Raw genomic sequence first — 17934 nt, forward strand, 5'->3', positions numbered from 1 at the left:
TGTTTGCCTTTTATTGTGTCAATGCTCAAAATGAAACTGATCCTTATCAGAAAAATAATGAAATTAAATGCACTGGCTCCTTTATTGCAATCTTTTCAGGTTGGTTACCAAAGACATTTAAATAATAATTCGTCATTAGGACTTTCTTTTTATTATGTTTTTGACAATACAAAAAATGAAAAGGATTTAAATTATTCAATATCTCCGTATTACAGAAGATATTTTGGTAAAAAATACGCATCAGGCTGGTTTGTTGAAGGATTTGGAATACTGGCTTCAATAGATGGTAAAAAAATATACACATCAGATGATCATTCAATATATACCGAGAATCCCGACGTTATTAATTTTGCTCTCGGTGCCGGCGGAGGCTGGAAATGGGTCAGTAAAAGCGGATTTCTTTTTGAATCAAATGTTGGTTATGGCGGTATAATAGTCAATGCAGATAAAACAGATCATACTATAGTTGCAAAATTTGGACTGAGTGTGGGATATCTATTTTAATGCTTGCCGTTGAGAAAGCTTCAAAGAAATTTGGAGCTTTTTTTATTGTCGATTATCCTGAAACAATTTTGTATTCACAAGCGCGAAACTCGTGCAAGCTGAGAGATTACAATTCAGGGGTATTTCAAAACGACCTTTTATAAAGCTTAAAAAAAAACAACATGTCAGAACATTAAATAATGTTAAAACACCGCCAAAATAGGTGCCATTTTATCCATTTTTAAGCTTTTGAAACCTTTTTTACTTTTTCTTATATGAATTTTGGACTCAATAATTCAAAACAAATTTTTATGAAAAATTTTTTATTACTAGCTGTTCTTACAGTTTTAGGATTTTTAAATGTTAATGCCCAAGAAATTAAATTTGGTGCTAAAGGAGGTCTAAACTTTGCCAATATCAGCGGAGATAATACCAAAGGTATTGATGTTGTAACATCGTTTAATGTTGGTGTTGTATCAGAAATTCCCATTTCCGAGAAATTTTCTTTTCAACCTGAAATAATGTATTCCGGTCAGGGATATAGTTTCGAGGATAATACAGTTGCCTTAAGTTATCTGAACATTCCTTTAATGGGAAAATATTATTTAACAAAAGGATTGAGCCTTGAAGCCGGACCGCAAATAGGTTTTTTACTTGCGGCCAAAAATGAAAAGACAAATGTAAAAGATTCGTTTAACACTTTTGATTTTGGTGTTAATTTTGGCTTAGGCTATAAACTTGACAACGGACTTAATTTTGGCGCAAGATACAATCTGGGACTAACGGATATTAATAATGTAGAGGGTTCTTCCAGCAAAAATAAAAACAGTGTATTTCAATTATCTGTTGGTTATTTCTTTTTCTAATACTTATTAAGTTTTAGAAAAACCGCTTTAATACAACAAAAGCTTCAGAGAAATCTGGAGCTTTTTTATTGCTTAGAAAACCTAAACCAATCTGGAAATTATAAAAATAGCAATACAAAAAACTACGGTAAATACTATTGAGTTTACGATTCTGTCTTTTGCCCGAATCGATTTATTAGAGAATGCTAGTTTCGTCGTGTCTTTTTTTCTTGATTTATTTACTTTCATATTTTTTCATTTTAATTCACCACTTTTTTCTGCGTAAAGTCAAATGTTGTGCCAAAATAATGGGATAAATCATAAGTAAATGAATTTCAAACAAGTATAAAAAACATACATTCTCATTCGATTTACAAACACCTTTCAAAATAATACGATGCCTTTCAAAATAGTACAAATTTGTTTTGATTTTGTATAATAAAAAACATTTTCTAAAAGAAATAACAATTGGAAAACATTACAGTAAATTAATTAAAATGTTTTCTCTACAACGCAGTTTGTATTCGTAAATGTTTTTATAAATTTGCAATCTTATATTGAAACCGTTTATTTTCAGCACAAAATTATGACTTTCACACAAATACCTCAAAATTACCTTAAAGTCTTCATCCAAAACAAATTTTTATAATCATACTTACACAACACAATGCTTAAAAAAAACAAACCCCAGATTTTATTTTTTATTCTTTTAAACTTATTTTTTTCCATTAATTCCTTTTCGCAAAAAAATGTATATGTAGGAATTGAAATCGGAAGAAGAGCAATCAAAACTTCTGTTCTTGAAATCAACAATATCAAGAAAGCAGATTATAAAATTCTTTACTTTTCCAATGACAGAATTAGCCTTGCTGATCATATTGCAAGTTTTGGAGAATTACCTCAGGAAGACATCAACAAAACCAGTATTATAGTTGCTGACCAATTAAGAAAAGTAAGAGCTGACTTTAAAATTTCTGAAGGAAATATATTTATAGTTGCTTCTCCAGTTTTCTCCTCTGCCCGCAACATCGACGTTTTAAAAAATAAAATTTCGACTCTTACCAACAAAACTTTTGACATCATCAACGTTGACGAGGAAGCTAAAATGTTAGTTAAAGGTGCTATACCTCCTGTTGATTATTCTAACGCAATATTATTAGACATTGGTGCTCAAACTACTAAAGGGGGATACATTGATGAAATTGATGATAACAAATTAGAGTTCATTGCTCTAGAACTTGATTTTGGTACAATGACACTTACCGATGCAGTAAAAAAGACGGTTGTAAATCCAAGTCAGGCCAATGATATGTCGACATATCAGGAAAAATCTTTTGACTTTAATACCGTTTTGCGTAAAAAAATCAAAGAAATGCTTGATGCAAATCCTCTTATATTAAAAAAGGAAAAAATCTATTTATCAGGAGGAGCTGTATGGGCTTTTGCAACTTTATATTATAATGAAAACTTAAAAGATCACTATATTCCTTTCAGCTTAGAAGATGTTATTAATTATGACGCGATCCTGAAAAATAACTTCAGCAAGTTCAGTAATCTCTCTAAAACCAATGCAGAAGTAGACAGAGTTTTAAAAACATACGACCAGAAATACCTTATTTCTGCAAACAACATTCTTTCAAACTGCCTTGAAAGTATTCCTAACGTAGCGACAAAGAAAATATATTTTGTAAAAGACGGACAAGTAACCTGGCTTATGTCATACATTGCAGACCGTTCTAAGAAAATTAATACTAATTTCTAAAATATCAGTTTTACTTCTTTTATAGATTAAAGCAAAAAAAAGGGTTGTCTCAAATAAACATTGAGACAACCCTTTTATAATTATAATAAGTTGCTAGGCATTCTCGATCACTAGTAAAACAACTTTGATCGTTTCTATGTTATGCATTTGGTGGTGTTCCTTCTGCGTTTGCTGCATTCACGTAGGACATCAAAACAAAATCGCAAGACTTTTCTCTCTTACACAATCTTGTGTTAGATTCAATTTTATAAAATTTAAATCTATGATCTCAACAAATAAAGAAGTTTCAGATTTTAATCTAGTGCGACAAATTCTGTAAACGACGATAATCAGTAGGAGAAATAGCGGAATGTTTCTTAAAAAAACGTCCAAAGGCTGAAACGGAATTAAAACGCAATCTATAAGCAATGTCGCTTATATTGATTGCAGGATTTCCTAACAACACTACGGCTTCTTTTAATAAATGTGCATCGATAATTTCGTGAGGCGTTTTATCTACGGCTTTCTTTACAATCTGAATCAGATATTTGTTTGAGATATGAAGTTTTTGAGCATAATAATTTACTCCTTTATGCTGACTTATATTTTCCATAACCAGCTTAAGAAACTGAAAATAAATTTCTTTGGGATTATTAAGAACTAAGTCATTTTCTGTTTTTTCTTGTGGCAAAAATTCAGCCGTTTCCAGAAGCAAATTAAAGATTATCGTCCTGAGAATTTCATCTTTAAATTTAAGATTGGCATTAATTTTATTTTCAAGGTATTTCATTAGCTTAATCAACTTTTTAGCTTCTTGTTCCTTGAGATGTATGAACTCGTAAGATCTGTCTTTAAAAAATGTAAGCCGCTCAATAATAAAAGGATCCGATATGTTTTTAAGAAGAAACTCTTTTTCAAAGAAAAGTAATTTCACTCTAAAGTCTTCACTATTATTCTGAAACGCAATAATTGTAGCGGGTCTTGCCAATAATAAACTAAATTGACTTACAGCATGCCGTTGACCATCGATTGAAACAACAATATTTCCTTCTGTACAAATACACAACGAATAATAATCCATCCTGAAAGGTTTCTGAGGATAATCTATTTGTTTCTTGCCCGAAGAAACATAATAGGGCAAATTATTATCAACCTCAAAGTAGGCTAATGTATCGCTGATTTTATCGTAAGGTTGATCCATACTGCGTAAATATTGCTAAAACTATTAATTCTGGAAAACCAATTTACGTATAAAAATAAGCAATAATTCGAGATAATCCCTTATAAAATCTGATGATTTAAGAAAAAAGTGACCGTTAATTAATATAAAAATGACGCTACAGCAAAATAGCCTTAGCGTCATTTTTTTTCTAAATTATTATCCTGTAAAGAATAAATAGATCTTATTAGAAATCTTTAATCTCTAATTCCTCCTATCCAACCTTTTAATCTATTAATTTGTTCTGTAAAAAAGGATTCGTGTTCTTGCGAATCTTCTGCGTTTTCTACAAGAAGATGTTCGTAGTAAGTTCCTTTTAGAAATTTTCTTAAAAGTCCCTCCCCTACTATTGGCTCATAATCATTTAACGATTGTGCCGCTTTAAGCAAATGACGAAGATCATACTGCAACGGATTAATGTCCGGCACTTGTTTGTTCAGATTCAATAATTCATAAACGGCTATTCTCGCAGTTCGTACAGAACTTTCCATTGTAAATACAATATCATTATTGGTTTCTACAAATTGTCCTACTAAACCTAAGTTTTTACAACCTTCGGGAACCACTTGCGGGCGATCGCCCTTTGCTCTTGGCATAAACATAGAGGTGATGTATGGCATAAATGAAATACGAACAATTGTATTTTCGACAATATTATCCAGTTGATCAATAATCCCTAAATGATAAGCTAATTCAGCCAGAATTTCATCACCAGTACATTGTGGCATTGTTTTTTTGATATAATCGCCTTCTTTATCCATAAAAAGGGCATATACCCAAATCACTAAAATATCATCTGGCTGATCAGGAAAGTGCGGCTGTCTGTTACAGGTAAAGCTCATTAACCAGTTTGAATCGCTTATAGTAACAATTCCTCCTGTTGCTGTTTTACCTGAATAAGGATCGTTTACACACAACTCTCTTACTTTCTCTGTAAAAGCAGAAGGTTTACAAGTAAGTGTAGCAGATTCCCAGGAAGATTTCTCTATGTTTCCACAGAATTTTTCAGGTTTTCCAAAAACAGGTGACTTCGCTGCCAGGTTTTTCCATAATGTCCATCCTGCACTTTGCCCGCTATTATTTTTGTTTAAATCAATAGCCGGAGCCGTTTTGTTATCGCCGTAAAAAGTATCTTCAGTCATTGAACCAGTTGTGGCAATTACATAATTTTCTTTACCTACAGGAATTCTTTCTTCTTTACCATCTTTTTCAATAATGATCGCTTCGACTACTTTGCCATTTATATCACTATGAATATCTAAATCTTTCACAAGTGTGTTAAGATCGATTTGCACACCTTTGCTCTGAAGAAATTTTCTAAGAGGCGTAACAAAAGTGTCATACTGATTGTATTTCGGAAACACCAAACAAGAAAGATCCTTCATTCCGTCTATTGCGTGTAGAAAACGGTGCATGTATAATTTACATTCTAGTAAACTATGCCAGTTTTCGAAAGCAAACATAGTTCGCCAGAAAAACCAAAAATTACTTTCCAGAAAAGATTTACTAAAATAACCCTCGATGGTAATATCGTCTAAATCTTCTTTTTTCTTAAGCAACAATTTTATAATAGCAAGTTGGTCTTTTTTGTCCAGTCCAAATTTACTAAAGTCTTTAATTTGTCCATTTTTATGAATTAATCTCGCTTTTGAGTAATTAGGATCATTATCATTTACCAAACGGTATTCGTCTAATACACTATAAGGTTCAGGCAACTCCAGAGCCGGAATATCCTGAAAAATATCCCAAAGGTTTTCGTAGGTCATATCCATCTCGCGTCCCCCACGAATAATATAACCATCAGTTGTATTTCCGGCGCCATCCAACGATCCGCCATCTACGTGCAACTGATCCAGAAAAATAATATTCTCGCCCGGAATATGACCATCGCGAATAAAATAATAAGCAGCTGCCATTCCGGCGATACCACTTCCTACAATATAAATTTTACTGTCTTTGTACGATTTTGACGGAATGGCTTTATTACGCTGATAATTTCCAATTTGGTCTGAAAAAGGCATTGTTTTTTCAGGTGTGTTAATTTGAATCTCTTTACTTGAGTCGGGTTGGTGGTTCACATTTCCATATTCTTTAGAACCATGTAATAATTTTTCGAATTTTGAAGTCGTAGAATTCATAACTAATCTATTTTTTTGATTTACTCAAAGTTAGCAGTACCTGTAAGATAATCTGCATCCCGAAATTCATTATTGCTATCCCTAAATTCCGTTTTGATTATTGAAAACTAAACGATTAAATCCTTTAAAATCTCTAAAAATCAATAAAAAGCAGAGTACTTTTTTAGTTATTAAGTGATTATTTAAACCTAATTAAATAATCGTTTTTGTTGGCGATCCAATATAGAAATCTTTTTGTTGCAAAAATAAATCTGCTTACTTTTGAATTTTATACACTCAAAAACAATCTAAGCACGATCAAATGAAAACCTTCTCTGTAATTAGCTCTATAATTTCTTTGTCAGACATTGCAGATTTTGTTTGCGAAAAATATGTATTATCCCCAAATACAACTTGCCGATTGTTAAAAGCAGGAATCAATCACACGTATCGTATTGATAGCGATAACAATACATTTATCTTTAGACTTTATAGCTACAACTGGCGAACCAGAGAAGAAATTGTAGAAGAATTAAAATTGTTACAGCTTTTAAAACAAAATGATATTGCGGTTTCATATCCAATTTCAGATCGTTCAGATAATCTAATTAACTCTATAAATGCTCCGGAAGGGTTGCGTTTTGCTGTTTTGTTCTCTTTTGCTAAAGGAAATAAAGTTTTAAACTTTAGCGAGGATATTCATTTTGAAATTGGAACGCTAATGGCTAAAATTCATAAGCAAACCAAAGGATTAGAGCTTAACAGAATTACCTATTCGCCAGAAATTTTATTAAATCAATCCCTGAATTATATCAAACCTTTTCTCCCTGATGATACCGAAGAGATGCAATTTCTTACTTCGACCCGATTCATTCTGGAAAAGGAATTACTAAATGCCAACAACAAATTATTACGAACAGGAATCGTGCATATGGATGTATGGTTTGATAATTTGAATATTTCTGATGATAATAAAGTCACACTATTTGATTTTGACTTTTGCGGAAATGGCTGGCTTTGCTTAGACATTGCCTATTACATTTTGCAATTGCACAGTACTGAAAAAGACGATATCGAAAGAAATACAAAAATAAATGCATTTTATAAAGGTTATGAGACGATAGAAAAAATCAGCGATGAAGAGAAACATCTAATTCCAATTTTGGGTGTTTGCATGTACTATTTTTATTTAGGAGTTCAATGCAACAGGTTTGAAAATTGGTCAAACACCTTTTTGAATGAAGTCTATTTAAAGCGTTTTATTTCTGTTTTGATCAAAGATTACTATGAAAAAGTAATTTAAAATAAAACGCCTTAAAGTGATAAGCAGCATTAAAAAGATTCAAATAGTATAATTAAACTTTTAGCTAATAATATCGCAAGTAATCTGTTATCTCAGGTATCAGGATTAATACTATTTTAAAGCCGAAATCATAATAAAAATTGGTCTTCTCAGTTCGTCTTTCATCTCAGCATATTTTTCAATAATTTCCTCTGATGGTTTAGGCTCTGATATTTGTTGAATACTAAAACCAGAATCAATGACGGTATTTATAATACTGGCAAGCGTTCGATGATATTTAATTACTTTATGGCCCAGAAAATTTGTTTGCCTGATTCCTTCGTCTTGGTAATTGTCAACCGGCCAATGTAACCTGCTTCCTTCCTCGTTCGTAGACCAATCTTGTTGGGCTCTTGAAGTAAAAACAGGATGTTCCATTGAGAAAACAAAACTTCCGCCTTTCTTTAAAAATCGGTTTATTTTGCTAAAAACAGTTTCCAGATTTTCTATATAATGAAAAGTAAGTGAACTAAAAACAACATCAAACTGTTCATCCTTAAAATCAATATCTTCAACAGGCATTTGATAATAATCGATTGAGAGATTTTTTGAATTTTCTTTCGCTTTATCAATCATTTTCTGCGATAAATCGATTCCAATAACACTCTCCGCTGCCTGTTCTTTTGCATATATACAATGCCAGCCATAACCACAGCCAAGATCCAAAACACTTTTTCCTTTAAAATCCGGTAACATATTTTTTAATACATGCCATTCGCCAGCTGAGTTTAAACCATCAAACGAACGCGGCATTTTGCCATAACTTTCGAAAAAATCTATATCATCATAAATATTCTGTTTCATTTCCTATCTCTTTTTTTCATTAAAAGTTTAAACTTATGCTAAATAAAAAAGATTGCTCAATGAACAATCTTTTAAATAGTATACTATATCTAAGCAGCTTATGCCATAAATAAAGCTCCTTTGTTATAGTTGTATAAAACCTGATCGTAAGGCACTAAAGGCGTTGCTACTTTCTCTGAAGAAGCATCGAATTTTATTCCGTTATGTTTTCTAAACAAGTAAATCTCTTTAAGACAATTCGATAAACTTTGATGAATTGCCGTTGTAAATGTTGGCAATTTTTTATCTCCTACCAATAAATCGATTTGATAATTAGAACTGCTTTTAGACAAATTGTTCCCTATAATTCTTATCGTAAATGTTGTTGCTTTTCCGTGTTGTTCACCTTGATATTGTACTACCATAATTTTGCTATTAAAAGGTTAGAATATTTTTATCATTTTATTTGATTATGCAAATTGATGAATTAAAGTTATGAAAAAAAAGCAAATTCTTAAAAAATACGATCTTAATTATATATTATTTTTTTCTGATGAGAATTAACAGATCTCCACTCTAAAAGAATGAAAGAATTTCAGAGGCTTTCGTCTTTTATTTTTGCTTAAATTTGAGCAACTAATCTAAAAACCTAATCTTATGGAAATGAATTTCTTACCCTTTTTTATTTCGGCATTAATTACTCTTGTTACCGGTTTTATCTGGTATAATCCTAAAGTATTCGGAACTGTCTGGATGCGAGAGGCCGGACTAACGCCTGAAGCCCTGAAAAACGGAAATATGATTAAAATTTTCGGACTCACCTACATCTTTTCTTTAATGATGACCATGATTATCTCAGCACTGGCAATTCACCAGTCCGGAGCTGTAGGTATGGTGGGCGGACCTCCTTTAATAGAAACTGCAAAACCTTCATTCGCGGCTTTTATGGCCGATTACGGAACTGCCTATCGCACTTTTAAGCACGGAGCGCTTCATGGTTTTATATCGGGGTTGTTTTTTGCTTTTCCAATGTTGGCTATTAATGGTTTATTCGAAAGAAAATCCTGGAAATACATTTTTATCAATTCAGGATACTGGATTTTAACCCTAACACTTATGGGCGGAATTATATGTGCATATGCATAATGACAAAAACAGAAACCCGTTCGGAAATTACAATTCAAACGGGTTTTTCTTAATAATAACTTAAACCAGATGAGTTATTATAAATATTACCTAATTTTGAAAAAATTAGCGCACTCTTTTGAATACAACATATTCTTTTAAAATCTACAATAGCACATCATCATTGCCTTTAGAATGGAATTCGCTGGCTGTAGATAATATTTTTTTGACCAGAGAATATCTCGAAGTACTGGAAAATTCTTCTCCGGTAAATATGATTTGTCATTTTATTGGAATTTTCAACGAAGATAAATTAGCCGGGATTGTCCTGACCCAATTTTTATTTGCAGAAAAACTGGATTCTTTTGGAGAACGTGATCAATGCCTGAAAACTTCGGTACGTAATTTTGCTTTCAAAAATTTTGCATCGCATGTATTATTCGTGGGCAATAATATGCTTACCGGACAAAACGCTTTTGCTTTCGACAAAAACGTAAAGCAACTTAAAGCCATTAAAACGCTTCATAAAGCAATCAATCAGCTTAAAAAAGACCTGAAAGCGAGTGGGAAAAAAGTGCACATTACCAGTATAAAAGATTTTACCGCAGCAGAGATCGAACCTTTGCAGGCTGAATTTAAGAACAACTATACGTTTTCGACCCAGCCCAATATGATTTTTGAAATCAATAAAAACTGGACAACTGAACAGGATTATATTGATGCTTTGTCAAAAAAATATCGCGACCAATACAAACGCGCCCGAAAAAAAGCTGACGCAATAAGAAAGCAAAGAATGTCTTTAGCTGATATTAAAAAGTACGAAGATGTTATTTATGATTTGTACTTTCATGTGGCCAAGAATGCGCCTTTTAATACTTTTTTCTTAGCGCGAAATCACTTTAGTTTTTTTAAAGAAATCATGAAAGATGACTTTTTGTTTTATGGCTATTTCCTAGACGAAAAACTAATAGGTTTCAATACCCTGATTAAAAACGGAAATGTGATGGACACCTACTTTTTAGGTTACGACGAAAGCATTCAACGCGAAAGAATGTTGTACCTAAACATGTTATATGACATGATTGCTTATTCTATCAATCAGGGATTCTCTGAAATTGTTTTTGCCCGTACAGCTCTAGAAATTAAAAGTTCTGTAGGCGCAAAACCCCTAAAAATGTACGGATTAATTACACATAGCAATGCTTTGATCAATCATAACATTGCCAAATTGTTTAATTATCTGGAACCTAAAACAGACTGGCAGGAACGAAATCCTTTTAAATAAATAGCTTTTTACAAATAGAGAAACTCAATATCGCTCCTACCGAGCTATTATATATTGCTGTCTAATTTTCTATGAACTATGGCACCGCAATTTTCATTTGTTTGTGCAAAATATGAATATCTAACGAAGTCTGCGCTCCACAATACTCTCCATCGATCTGAAAATTAACCGGATAATTTGTTTTTATAGTCGCTTTGTCTGTCGAAATAATCACAATATCATCAGAATCGATTGGCATATTTCCGGTAATGATTTTTCCGAGTAATAATAAATCAAGACTTTTCAAGATAACCAATTCAAATCTTCCGTCGTTCATTGCACCATTTGGATTAATTGTTACGCCGGTTCCGTACTTTTTAGAATTGGCTATTACAATCATTCTTGCCGTATGCTCAATTGTTTCTTTATTTGCCGTAATTGTGGCAACAAATGGTTCGCTGGAATCCACAAGAGTATTGTAGGCCTGTAAGGCGTATCCCCAAATTCCCCTGAGATTACTTTGTTCGTAGTTTTTTACCAAATCGGCATTAAGACCAATATCGCTTAAATGGATACTTTTTTTACCATTGATGCAAATCATGTCCATTTCGATATAACGGCTTAAAAAGGCAATTTTCAGGTTCTCCTCGATTGTAGTGGGCAAATTAAGATCTACAGATAAACCGTTTGCTGAACCAGCGGGTAAAATACCAATAATGACATCATATTGTTCTACTGCTTCGGCAACCATTTTTATAGTTCCGTCACCGCCAGCTACTATAATTCGCTCCGGTTGTAATTGATTATAAAGTGATTGTATTGCTTTTTGGTCTGTTTTACCTGTAGTTTCGTAAACTTCCAGGTCAAAATTATTCGTAGTTGCAAATTCCTGCACAGCCTGAATCAAATCTGATTTATCAAGGTCTCCGGAAATAGGGTTTACAACAAATATGATATTCTTTTTCAAAGTTTTATTTTTAAAGTCAATTAAAATAATTAATTTACAGCATCCATCTATAAATATACGCAATTAATGAAACCAATTTTACAATTATATCGAGGTTATGCCAATGAAGAAGAATTAATTGTAATGGGCCATGTTTTTAAAAGAACGTATGATTATGATTTTCAGAAGAAAAACTTAAAAAATGCACGTTCAATTATCAATCAGTTTAGGATAAAAACGCTTGAAAATTTTGATATTTATCTAAAGTGCGGTAATCAGGAGATTCATACCAAAACATTGGATGACGGTTATTTTAAGTTTTGCATTCCCCTTGAAACTCAAACCAATTTTGGTTGGATGGAATATGAAGTGAGCATTAAAGATGAAAATGAAACCATAACCGAAAAAGGCAGTTTCATAAGACCTCACAAAGGAAAACTGGGAATTATATCGGATATTGATGATACTTTTTTGATCTCGCATACCCAGAATTTCTTTAAAAAAATATATATTCTTTTATTCAAAAACGTAAATGACCGTAAGGTATTTACAGATGTTGTACCGCATTACCAGGCTTTGAGTTCGGCTGGAAGAAATAATAAAGAAGAAGAAAATGCTTTTTTCTATGTTTCAAGCAGCGAATGGAATTTGTATCGTTTTATTGTAAAATTCACTAAAATACACAATCTGCCAAGGGCAGTAATTCTACTAAAAGATATCAGACGAGGCATCACCGACTTTTTTATGAGCGGACGCGGAAATCACGATCATAAATTTGATAAAATAAAACACGTTCTGGAATTTTACCCTAATCTTAAATATGTTCTGTTAGGTGATGATTCACAACATGATCCTGTTTTATATGAAAGAATCTGCAAAATATTTCCTGTTACCGTAAAAGCGGTTTATATCAGGCAAACTGGTAAACACCAGAAAGAATCGACTAAAAAAATAATGAAAAATCTAGAGGCTTTAGAGGTTTCTGTTTGTTATTATAAAAATAGCAGCGAAGCAATTATGCATTCTAAAAGCATTGGGCTTATTTAAGGTTGGCACACGGATGATAAGGGTTTTAACTGGTTTTCGCAGATTTTATTCTTGTTTTTGTCATTACGAAAAATTCTTAAGCTGAAAACTAAATAAATCTAAAACTCAATACTGTGACTGAATACTGCTAGTCCTAGCCCAGATTGAAGTGGAAAGCCCCGAGCAAAAAAAATTGCATTTCTTGTTGAAAAAAAAGCGACCCAAAGAAACACTATTTATGGCTTAGAAAATTAGTGTTTTTTTTGTGAGGACTTGAAACGCAAAGCTGGATTAGCTCCTGAAAACAATAAAAAAACCTTTGTCAAAGCTTAAAAACTTCAACAAAGGCTATTAAAACTGTGACTGTGACTAAAAACTACACTAAGCATTAAAATTATCAATCTCTTCCTGAACGATTTCCCAGTCCAGAAGTAGCTGATCCAGATCTTTTTTCTTTTTGTTGTATGCGGTGAAAAAAGAAGCATCCTCGATATGTTTGTCATAATTAGAAAGCAGCAATTTATCGTCGTGCTGAATGTCTTTCTCTAATTGTTTGATCTGACTCTCGACTTTGCTTAATTTATTTTGTAATGCTTTACCTTTCTTCTGATCTTCATAGGATGTTTTATTGCTTTCTTTAGGAGCAGCGGCTTTTGCCACATCTTTTTTCTCGACTTCACGCATGTTTTCGAGATTACGTTGTTCTAAGAAATAATTGATGTCTCCTAAATATTCTTTTATCTTTTGATCTTTGAATTCGTAAACGATATTTGACATTCCTTGCAGGAAATCTCTATCGTGAGAAACCAATAATAAAGTTCCTCCAAATTTTTGAAGTGCTGCTTTTAGAACGTTTTTAGATTTAATATCTAAGTGATTGGTAGGCTCATCCATCAGCAATACGTTGATAGGCTGCAACAGTAACTTACAAAGTGCCAAACGGTTACGCTCTCCTCCTGAAAGTACTTTTACTTTTTTCTCTACATCATCGCCACGGAATAGAAATGAACCTAACATATCACGCACTTTGGATCGGTTGGTGTCCATTGCGGCATCTTCCATAGTTTGAAGCAATGTAATTTCACCATCCAGGTATTCGGCCTGATTTTGAGCAAAATAACCTAATTGTACATTGTGTCCTAATTTGATGTTTCCCTGATATTCGAATTCGTTTACAATGGCTTTAATAAAAGTCGATTTCCCTTGTCCGTTTTGCCCAACAAAAGCAATTTTGCTTCCGCGTTCTACCAGCAAATCAATATCTTTTAAAATAACCTTATCTCCGTACGCTTTTGTAACATTTTCGGCTTCTACTACTACTCTTCCTGGTTCTTTTGAAACGGGAAAAGATATATTCATAACAGAATTGTCATCCTCATCAACTTCGATTCGCTCTACTTTATCTAATTTTTTAATCAACGATTGTGCCATTGAAGCTTTTGAGGCTTTTGCACGGAATTTCTCGATTAATTTTTCTGTTTCTTCAATTTTCTTTGCCTGATTTTTTTGAGTCGCTAATTGCTTCTCGCGAATTTCATGACGTAATTCTAAATATTGAGAATAAGGTTTATTGAAATCGTAGGCCTTTCCTAACGAAATTTCGATCGTACGATTGGTAACATTATCAAGGAACATTTTATCGTGCGAAACAATTACCACAACTCCGGGATAATTACGAAGAAAACCTTCTAACCAAATGATACTCTCTATATCAAGGTGATTGGTAGGCTCATCCAGAAGCAAAACATCATTAGATTGTAATAGTAGTTTAGCCAGCTCGATGCGCATTCTCCAACCTCCTGAGAATGTTTCGGTTTGATTATTAAAAACTTCTCTTTTAAAACCTAATCCTAAAAGGATTTTCTCTGTATCTCCCACATAATTATAACCTCCAAGAAGTTCAAAACGATGTGTATAATCCGATAAATCTTCGATGATCTGGCTGTATTCTTCGCTTTCATAATCGGTTCTGGTAACCAATTGATGATTGATTTGTTCTAGTTTTTTTTCAACAATTTTTATCTCTGTAAAAGCTTCATAAGCTTCTTCAAGAACAGTTCGTCCTTGCTCAAAATCGATATCCTGACGCAAGAAACCCATTCTGATATCTTTCTCCTGAGAAATAACTCCCGAGTCAGGAGCAAAATCTCCTGCTAGCATTTTAAGCATAGTAGATTTTCCTGCACCATTTTTCCCGACAAGTCCAACACGATCTCCTGCACCTAAACGAAAAGTTACCTCTTCGAATAAATAAGTACCACCAAAAGAAACCGATAAATTATGTATATTAAGCATGTAATGTTATTTTATAACTAATTGATTGTGTAAATTTACACACCCAAATCAATGGGTAATTTTAATTTTTTGCAAATGTTAAAAAAAGGATCGAAACTAAATAGTATTTTAACAGGAAGTTGTCCAAAATGCCAAAAAGAAAGCATGTATTCAGACAAAAATCCGCTTCACCTGACTAAAGTTCTCAAAATGAACGATCATTGCAGTCATTGTGGATTTAAATATCAAATTGAACCTTCGTTTTTTTATGGTGCAATGTATGTAAGTTACGGATTGAATGTTGCAGTAGGAATTGCTGCTTTTATTGTCTCGTTTATGTTTTTTAAAGCCACAATCGAAGAGTCATTTATAGCAATAGTAATTACCCTGATCGTATTGTTTCCTTTTGTTTTACGACTATCACGAAATCTATACATTAATATGTTTGTTTCTTATGATCCTAAGGCCGGTCAGAAATAAGACTTTTTAGATATCTTTTATGAAATCTTTTAATATCAATTTCACGAGTCAAAGGAATTTGGTTTTCGATGTAATCATATAAAACTTTTGCCATTGATGGTCCAAGCATCACTCCTCTTGTTCCTAATCCGTTAAGAACGTGGAGTGATTTAAACTCTTGATGAGTTCCTATCAGGGGTCTTCTGTCTTTTACTGTAGGACGAACTCCTCCGTAATGCTCTACAATCTCGAAATCGCAGTTGATAATTTCTTTGATTCGGTCGATTAATTCCTGTCTTCCTGCCTCTGTAGGTAAATCGGTTTTATCTTCCCAGTTGTATGTAGCTCCTACTTTGAACAAATCATTACCCAATGGCAATATAAAGACACTGGTATTCATAATAACATCCAGGTCCAAATCCGGAGCTTTTATTACAAACATTTCGCCTTTTGTACCATCAAGAGGTAAATAATTAAAAAAAGGATTTTTATGCAGTCCAAATCCTTCTGCAAAAACAATATTACGTGCCTGAATATTTTTATATTGAATTCCAAAATCGAAAAACTCAATATATCCGTAATCAAAAAACTGATTTAATAGCAAATCGTTCCCTTGCAGATATTCTCTGTAGGTATCTAATAGCAACATGGTATCTACATATCCGGTATGCAGAACTTCGCCATAATCATACGGAGAATCAATGCCTTTGTATTTTTTTGAAATTATTTTTGTAGATAAAAAGGGCGCCAGATTTATTTTATCAGAAGCGGCAAACCAATTGTTTTGTTCTTCGATAGAGAAAAATTTTCTCAGTATTGGAAGTTTAAAATTAAACTTGGTTTGGAGTTTTTTTTCGATATGATCATAAAAATCATTCATGATAACCAATTGCTGCTGAGCATTCCATACTTCGCTAAATCTCTTTAAAATCACCGGATTATAAAATCCACCGGCAACTCTTGAAGAAACCTGAGACATATTATCTACTATTAAAATAGATTTATTGTTTTTAAGGGCAACTTCGGCAAAAGAAATTCCGGCTAATCCGGATCCGACAATTAAATAATCTAACATGTGTAAAAAGATAAAATATAAAAAAAACTCTTAATACAAAGGTACTAAGAGTTTTTGTTTTAATGTTATTTAGATACTTAGTAGTTCCACATATCTTCTTCGAAATTACGAATCTTCTCTTTTACTCTTTCAGACTCCAATAACTGATTTTGTGCATTATCTTTCATGTAATCTTTAATCTCACGATCTCCGTACATATTTTCTTCTTTATAGATAATAGCATTAAAACGTCTTGAATTTAAGATTTGATCAAATGAAATTGGAGTTGCTGAATTCCTATCATTAAAAGCTTTTCCTTCGTGCAATACTTCCCGCGCATTAGGAAAGAAAACCCAGAACAGTTCAATATAATCTTTCTCATCACTATTCATTGTATAAACATCTGGCGTAACTGGGCAAATTCCCAGCAAGCGATATTTTAAATCACTTTGTCTTTTGTCAAAATACCAATATCCTTTTATTTTATATTGTGTCACATCAGCAGCAGTTAAATCTTGTTTTAAGATGTATTCTGCCGGAACCGATCTTGTCGGACCAACAGTTTCATCAATATAAGAAACAGACTTCTTTTTACCTGTACCGGTAACTATTTTTTTCTTTACCACACGAGTTCTATACTCATCCGGATATTGGTTAATTAATTCCCTGCCCGCATCTGTTGTATCTACTCGGGATAACGCACCCTGAATGTCTTTTAAAGATTTTTTAGTATTAAAATAACTGTCGCTGTACACTTCAGTTATTCTTCCACTTCTAATACCTCTTGTCAAAACATCATAAAGCGAGCGTCTGTCAGCACCAATATTGGCCGTGTCTACAGGAAAATATAACGGAAAGTTGATTTTTTCGTTTAAATCAATAATTTCCCATACTGTTTTCCCCATCAAAACATCTCTGTCATCGACATAACCATAAGATAATGGTTTATCATTGTCTGAAATAAGCTGCGCCGCATTCTTTATACCAATCTGGTCAGCTGTTTTTGCATTCAGCAGATTCGATTGTGCATTTGAAACAAGACCTCCTGTAACAAATACAATAAACAATAAAAAAAATTTCCCTTTCATCATAACAATTTTTTGTAACAAAGCTAACGCAAAATTTTGTATTTTATTGTTATTTTCCTACAATTAACTGAGTTTTTATAATTAAGGCCTAAAAAGCTCATATTTAACAGCGATACACCTAATAAAAGCGAACCAAGAAAATGCGATATAAACGACTTACTATCAAAC

At 32.7% G+C, this 17934-nt stretch carries 17 protein-coding genes; 8 read left to right on the top strand and 9 right to left on the bottom strand.

The window, feature by feature from the left end; translation table 11 throughout:
• The first annotated feature begins 30 nt into the window (after positions 1-30).
• Together GIY83_RS15490 and GIY83_RS15495 are read left to right on the top strand one after the other, a co-directional pair.
• Positions 31-504, top strand: coding sequence for a DUF3575 domain-containing protein (locus GIY83_RS15490; RefSeq protein WP_229029117.1), 474 nt, complete (start codon positions 31-33; stop codon positions 502-504).
• Positions 505-794: 290 nt separating this feature from the next.
• Positions 795-1349, top strand: coding sequence for a porin family protein (locus GIY83_RS15495; RefSeq protein ID WP_208682394.1), 555 nt, complete (start codon positions 795-797; stop codon positions 1347-1349).
• 81 nt (positions 1350-1430) lie between these two features.
• Here the strand turns inward: GIY83_RS15495 and GIY83_RS15500 are convergent, their stop codons facing one another.
• Complete coding sequence (locus GIY83_RS15500; protein WP_194618598.1) at positions 1431-1577, bottom strand: hypothetical protein; 147 nt, start codon at positions 1575-1577, stop codon at positions 1431-1433.
• A 418-nt stretch (positions 1578-1995) separates the two neighbouring features.
• On the opposite strand from GIY83_RS15500, the gene GIY83_RS15505 reads away from it, so the two are divergent.
• On the top strand, positions 1996-3090 hold the full coding sequence (locus GIY83_RS15505) for an exopolyphosphatase (RefSeq protein ID WP_208682396.1): 1095 nt from the start codon (positions 1996-1998) through the stop codon (positions 3088-3090).
• 298 nt (positions 3091-3388) lie between these two features.
• On the opposite strand, the gene GIY83_RS15510 is transcribed toward GIY83_RS15505, so the two are convergent.
• Together GIY83_RS15510 and GIY83_RS15515 are read right to left on the bottom strand one after the other, a co-directional pair.
• On the bottom strand, positions 3389-4270 hold the full coding sequence (locus GIY83_RS15510) for an AraC family transcriptional regulator (protein ID WP_208682398.1): 882 nt from the start codon (positions 4268-4270) through the stop codon (positions 3389-3391).
• A gap of 215 nt (positions 4271-4485) precedes the next feature.
• Complete coding sequence (locus tag GIY83_RS15515; RefSeq protein ID WP_208682400.1) at positions 4486-6426, bottom strand: oleate hydratase; 1941 nt, start codon at positions 6424-6426, stop codon at positions 4486-4488.
• Positions 6427-6727: 301 nt separating this feature from the next.
• Here GIY83_RS15515 and GIY83_RS15520 point away from each other — a divergent pair, with 301 nt between their 5' ends.
• Positions 6728-7708 carry a phosphotransferase gene (locus GIY83_RS15520; protein ID WP_208682402.1) on the top strand — a complete coding sequence of 327 codons (981 nt, stop codon included), beginning with the start codon at positions 6728-6730 and terminating at the stop codon, positions 7706-7708.
• Between the two features lie 111 nt (positions 7709-7819).
• On the opposite strand, the gene GIY83_RS15525 is transcribed toward GIY83_RS15520, so the two are convergent.
• Complete coding sequence (locus GIY83_RS15525) at positions 7820-8551, bottom strand: bifunctional 2-polyprenyl-6-hydroxyphenol methylase/3-demethylubiquinol 3-O-methyltransferase UbiG (protein ID WP_208682404.1); 732 nt, start codon at positions 8549-8551, stop codon at positions 7820-7822.
• 98 nt (positions 8552-8649) lie between these two features.
• Positions 8650-8955 (bottom strand): hypothetical protein, encoded by a 306-nt coding sequence (locus GIY83_RS15530; RefSeq protein WP_194618613.1) that lies wholly within the window; start codon positions 8953-8955, stop codon positions 8650-8652.
• A gap of 232 nt (positions 8956-9187) precedes the next feature.
• Between GIY83_RS15530 and GIY83_RS15535 the strand changes: the two genes are divergently transcribed.
• Together GIY83_RS15535 and GIY83_RS15540 are read left to right on the top strand one after the other, a co-directional pair.
• Positions 9188-9676: a DUF1761 domain-containing protein gene (locus GIY83_RS15535; protein WP_208682406.1), complete on the top strand. Its 489-nt coding sequence runs from the start codon at positions 9188-9190 to the stop codon at positions 9674-9676.
• A gap of 118 nt (positions 9677-9794) precedes the next feature.
• A complete protein-coding gene (locus tag GIY83_RS15540) occupies positions 9795-10940 on the top strand; it encodes a GNAT family N-acetyltransferase (protein ID WP_194618615.1) in 1146 nt (381 codons plus the stop codon).
• Between the two features lie 76 nt (positions 10941-11016).
• Here the strand turns inward: GIY83_RS15540 and GIY83_RS15545 are convergent, their stop codons facing one another.
• Entirely contained in the window at positions 11017-11886 is an 870-nt protein-coding gene (locus GIY83_RS15545) for a diacylglycerol kinase family protein (protein WP_208682408.1), read from the bottom strand.
• Positions 11887-11952: 66 nt separating this feature from the next.
• Between GIY83_RS15545 and GIY83_RS15550 the strand changes: the two genes are divergently transcribed.
• Positions 11953-12912 carry an App1 family protein gene (locus GIY83_RS15550; RefSeq protein ID WP_208682409.1) on the top strand — a complete coding sequence of 320 codons (960 nt, stop codon included), beginning with the start codon at positions 11953-11955 and terminating at the stop codon, positions 12910-12912.
• 360 nt (positions 12913-13272) lie between these two features.
• On the opposite strand, the gene GIY83_RS15555 is transcribed toward GIY83_RS15550, so the two are convergent.
• Positions 13273-15186 carry an ABC-F family ATP-binding cassette domain-containing protein gene (locus GIY83_RS15555; RefSeq protein ID WP_194618621.1) on the bottom strand — a complete coding sequence of 638 codons (1914 nt, stop codon included), beginning with the start codon at positions 15184-15186 and terminating at the stop codon, positions 13273-13275.
• A gap of 75 nt (positions 15187-15261) precedes the next feature.
• On the opposite strand from GIY83_RS15555, the gene GIY83_RS15560 reads away from it, so the two are divergent.
• Positions 15262-15645, top strand: coding sequence for a DUF983 domain-containing protein (locus GIY83_RS15560; RefSeq protein WP_208682412.1), 384 nt, complete (start codon positions 15262-15264; stop codon positions 15643-15645).
• Here GIY83_RS15560 and GIY83_RS15565 read toward each other — a convergent pair.
• Positions 15626-16699 carry an FAD-binding oxidoreductase gene (locus GIY83_RS15565; RefSeq protein WP_208682414.1) on the bottom strand — a complete coding sequence of 358 codons (1074 nt, stop codon included), beginning with the start codon at positions 16697-16699 and terminating at the stop codon, positions 15626-15628. The two genes, GIY83_RS15560 and GIY83_RS15565, sit on opposite strands and share 20 nt — an antisense overlap.
• Positions 16700-16776: 77 nt before the next feature.
• Positions 16777-17766: a gliding motility protein GldN gene (gene gldN, locus GIY83_RS15570; RefSeq protein ID WP_208682416.1), complete on the bottom strand. Its 990-nt coding sequence runs from the start codon at positions 17764-17766 to the stop codon at positions 16777-16779.
• Between the last annotated feature and the right edge of the window lie 168 nt (positions 17767-17934).

It is taken from the genome of Flavobacterium sp. SLB02 (assembly GCF_009664855.1).
Lineage (GTDB): Bacteria > Bacteroidota > Bacteroidia > Flavobacteriales > Flavobacteriaceae > Flavobacterium.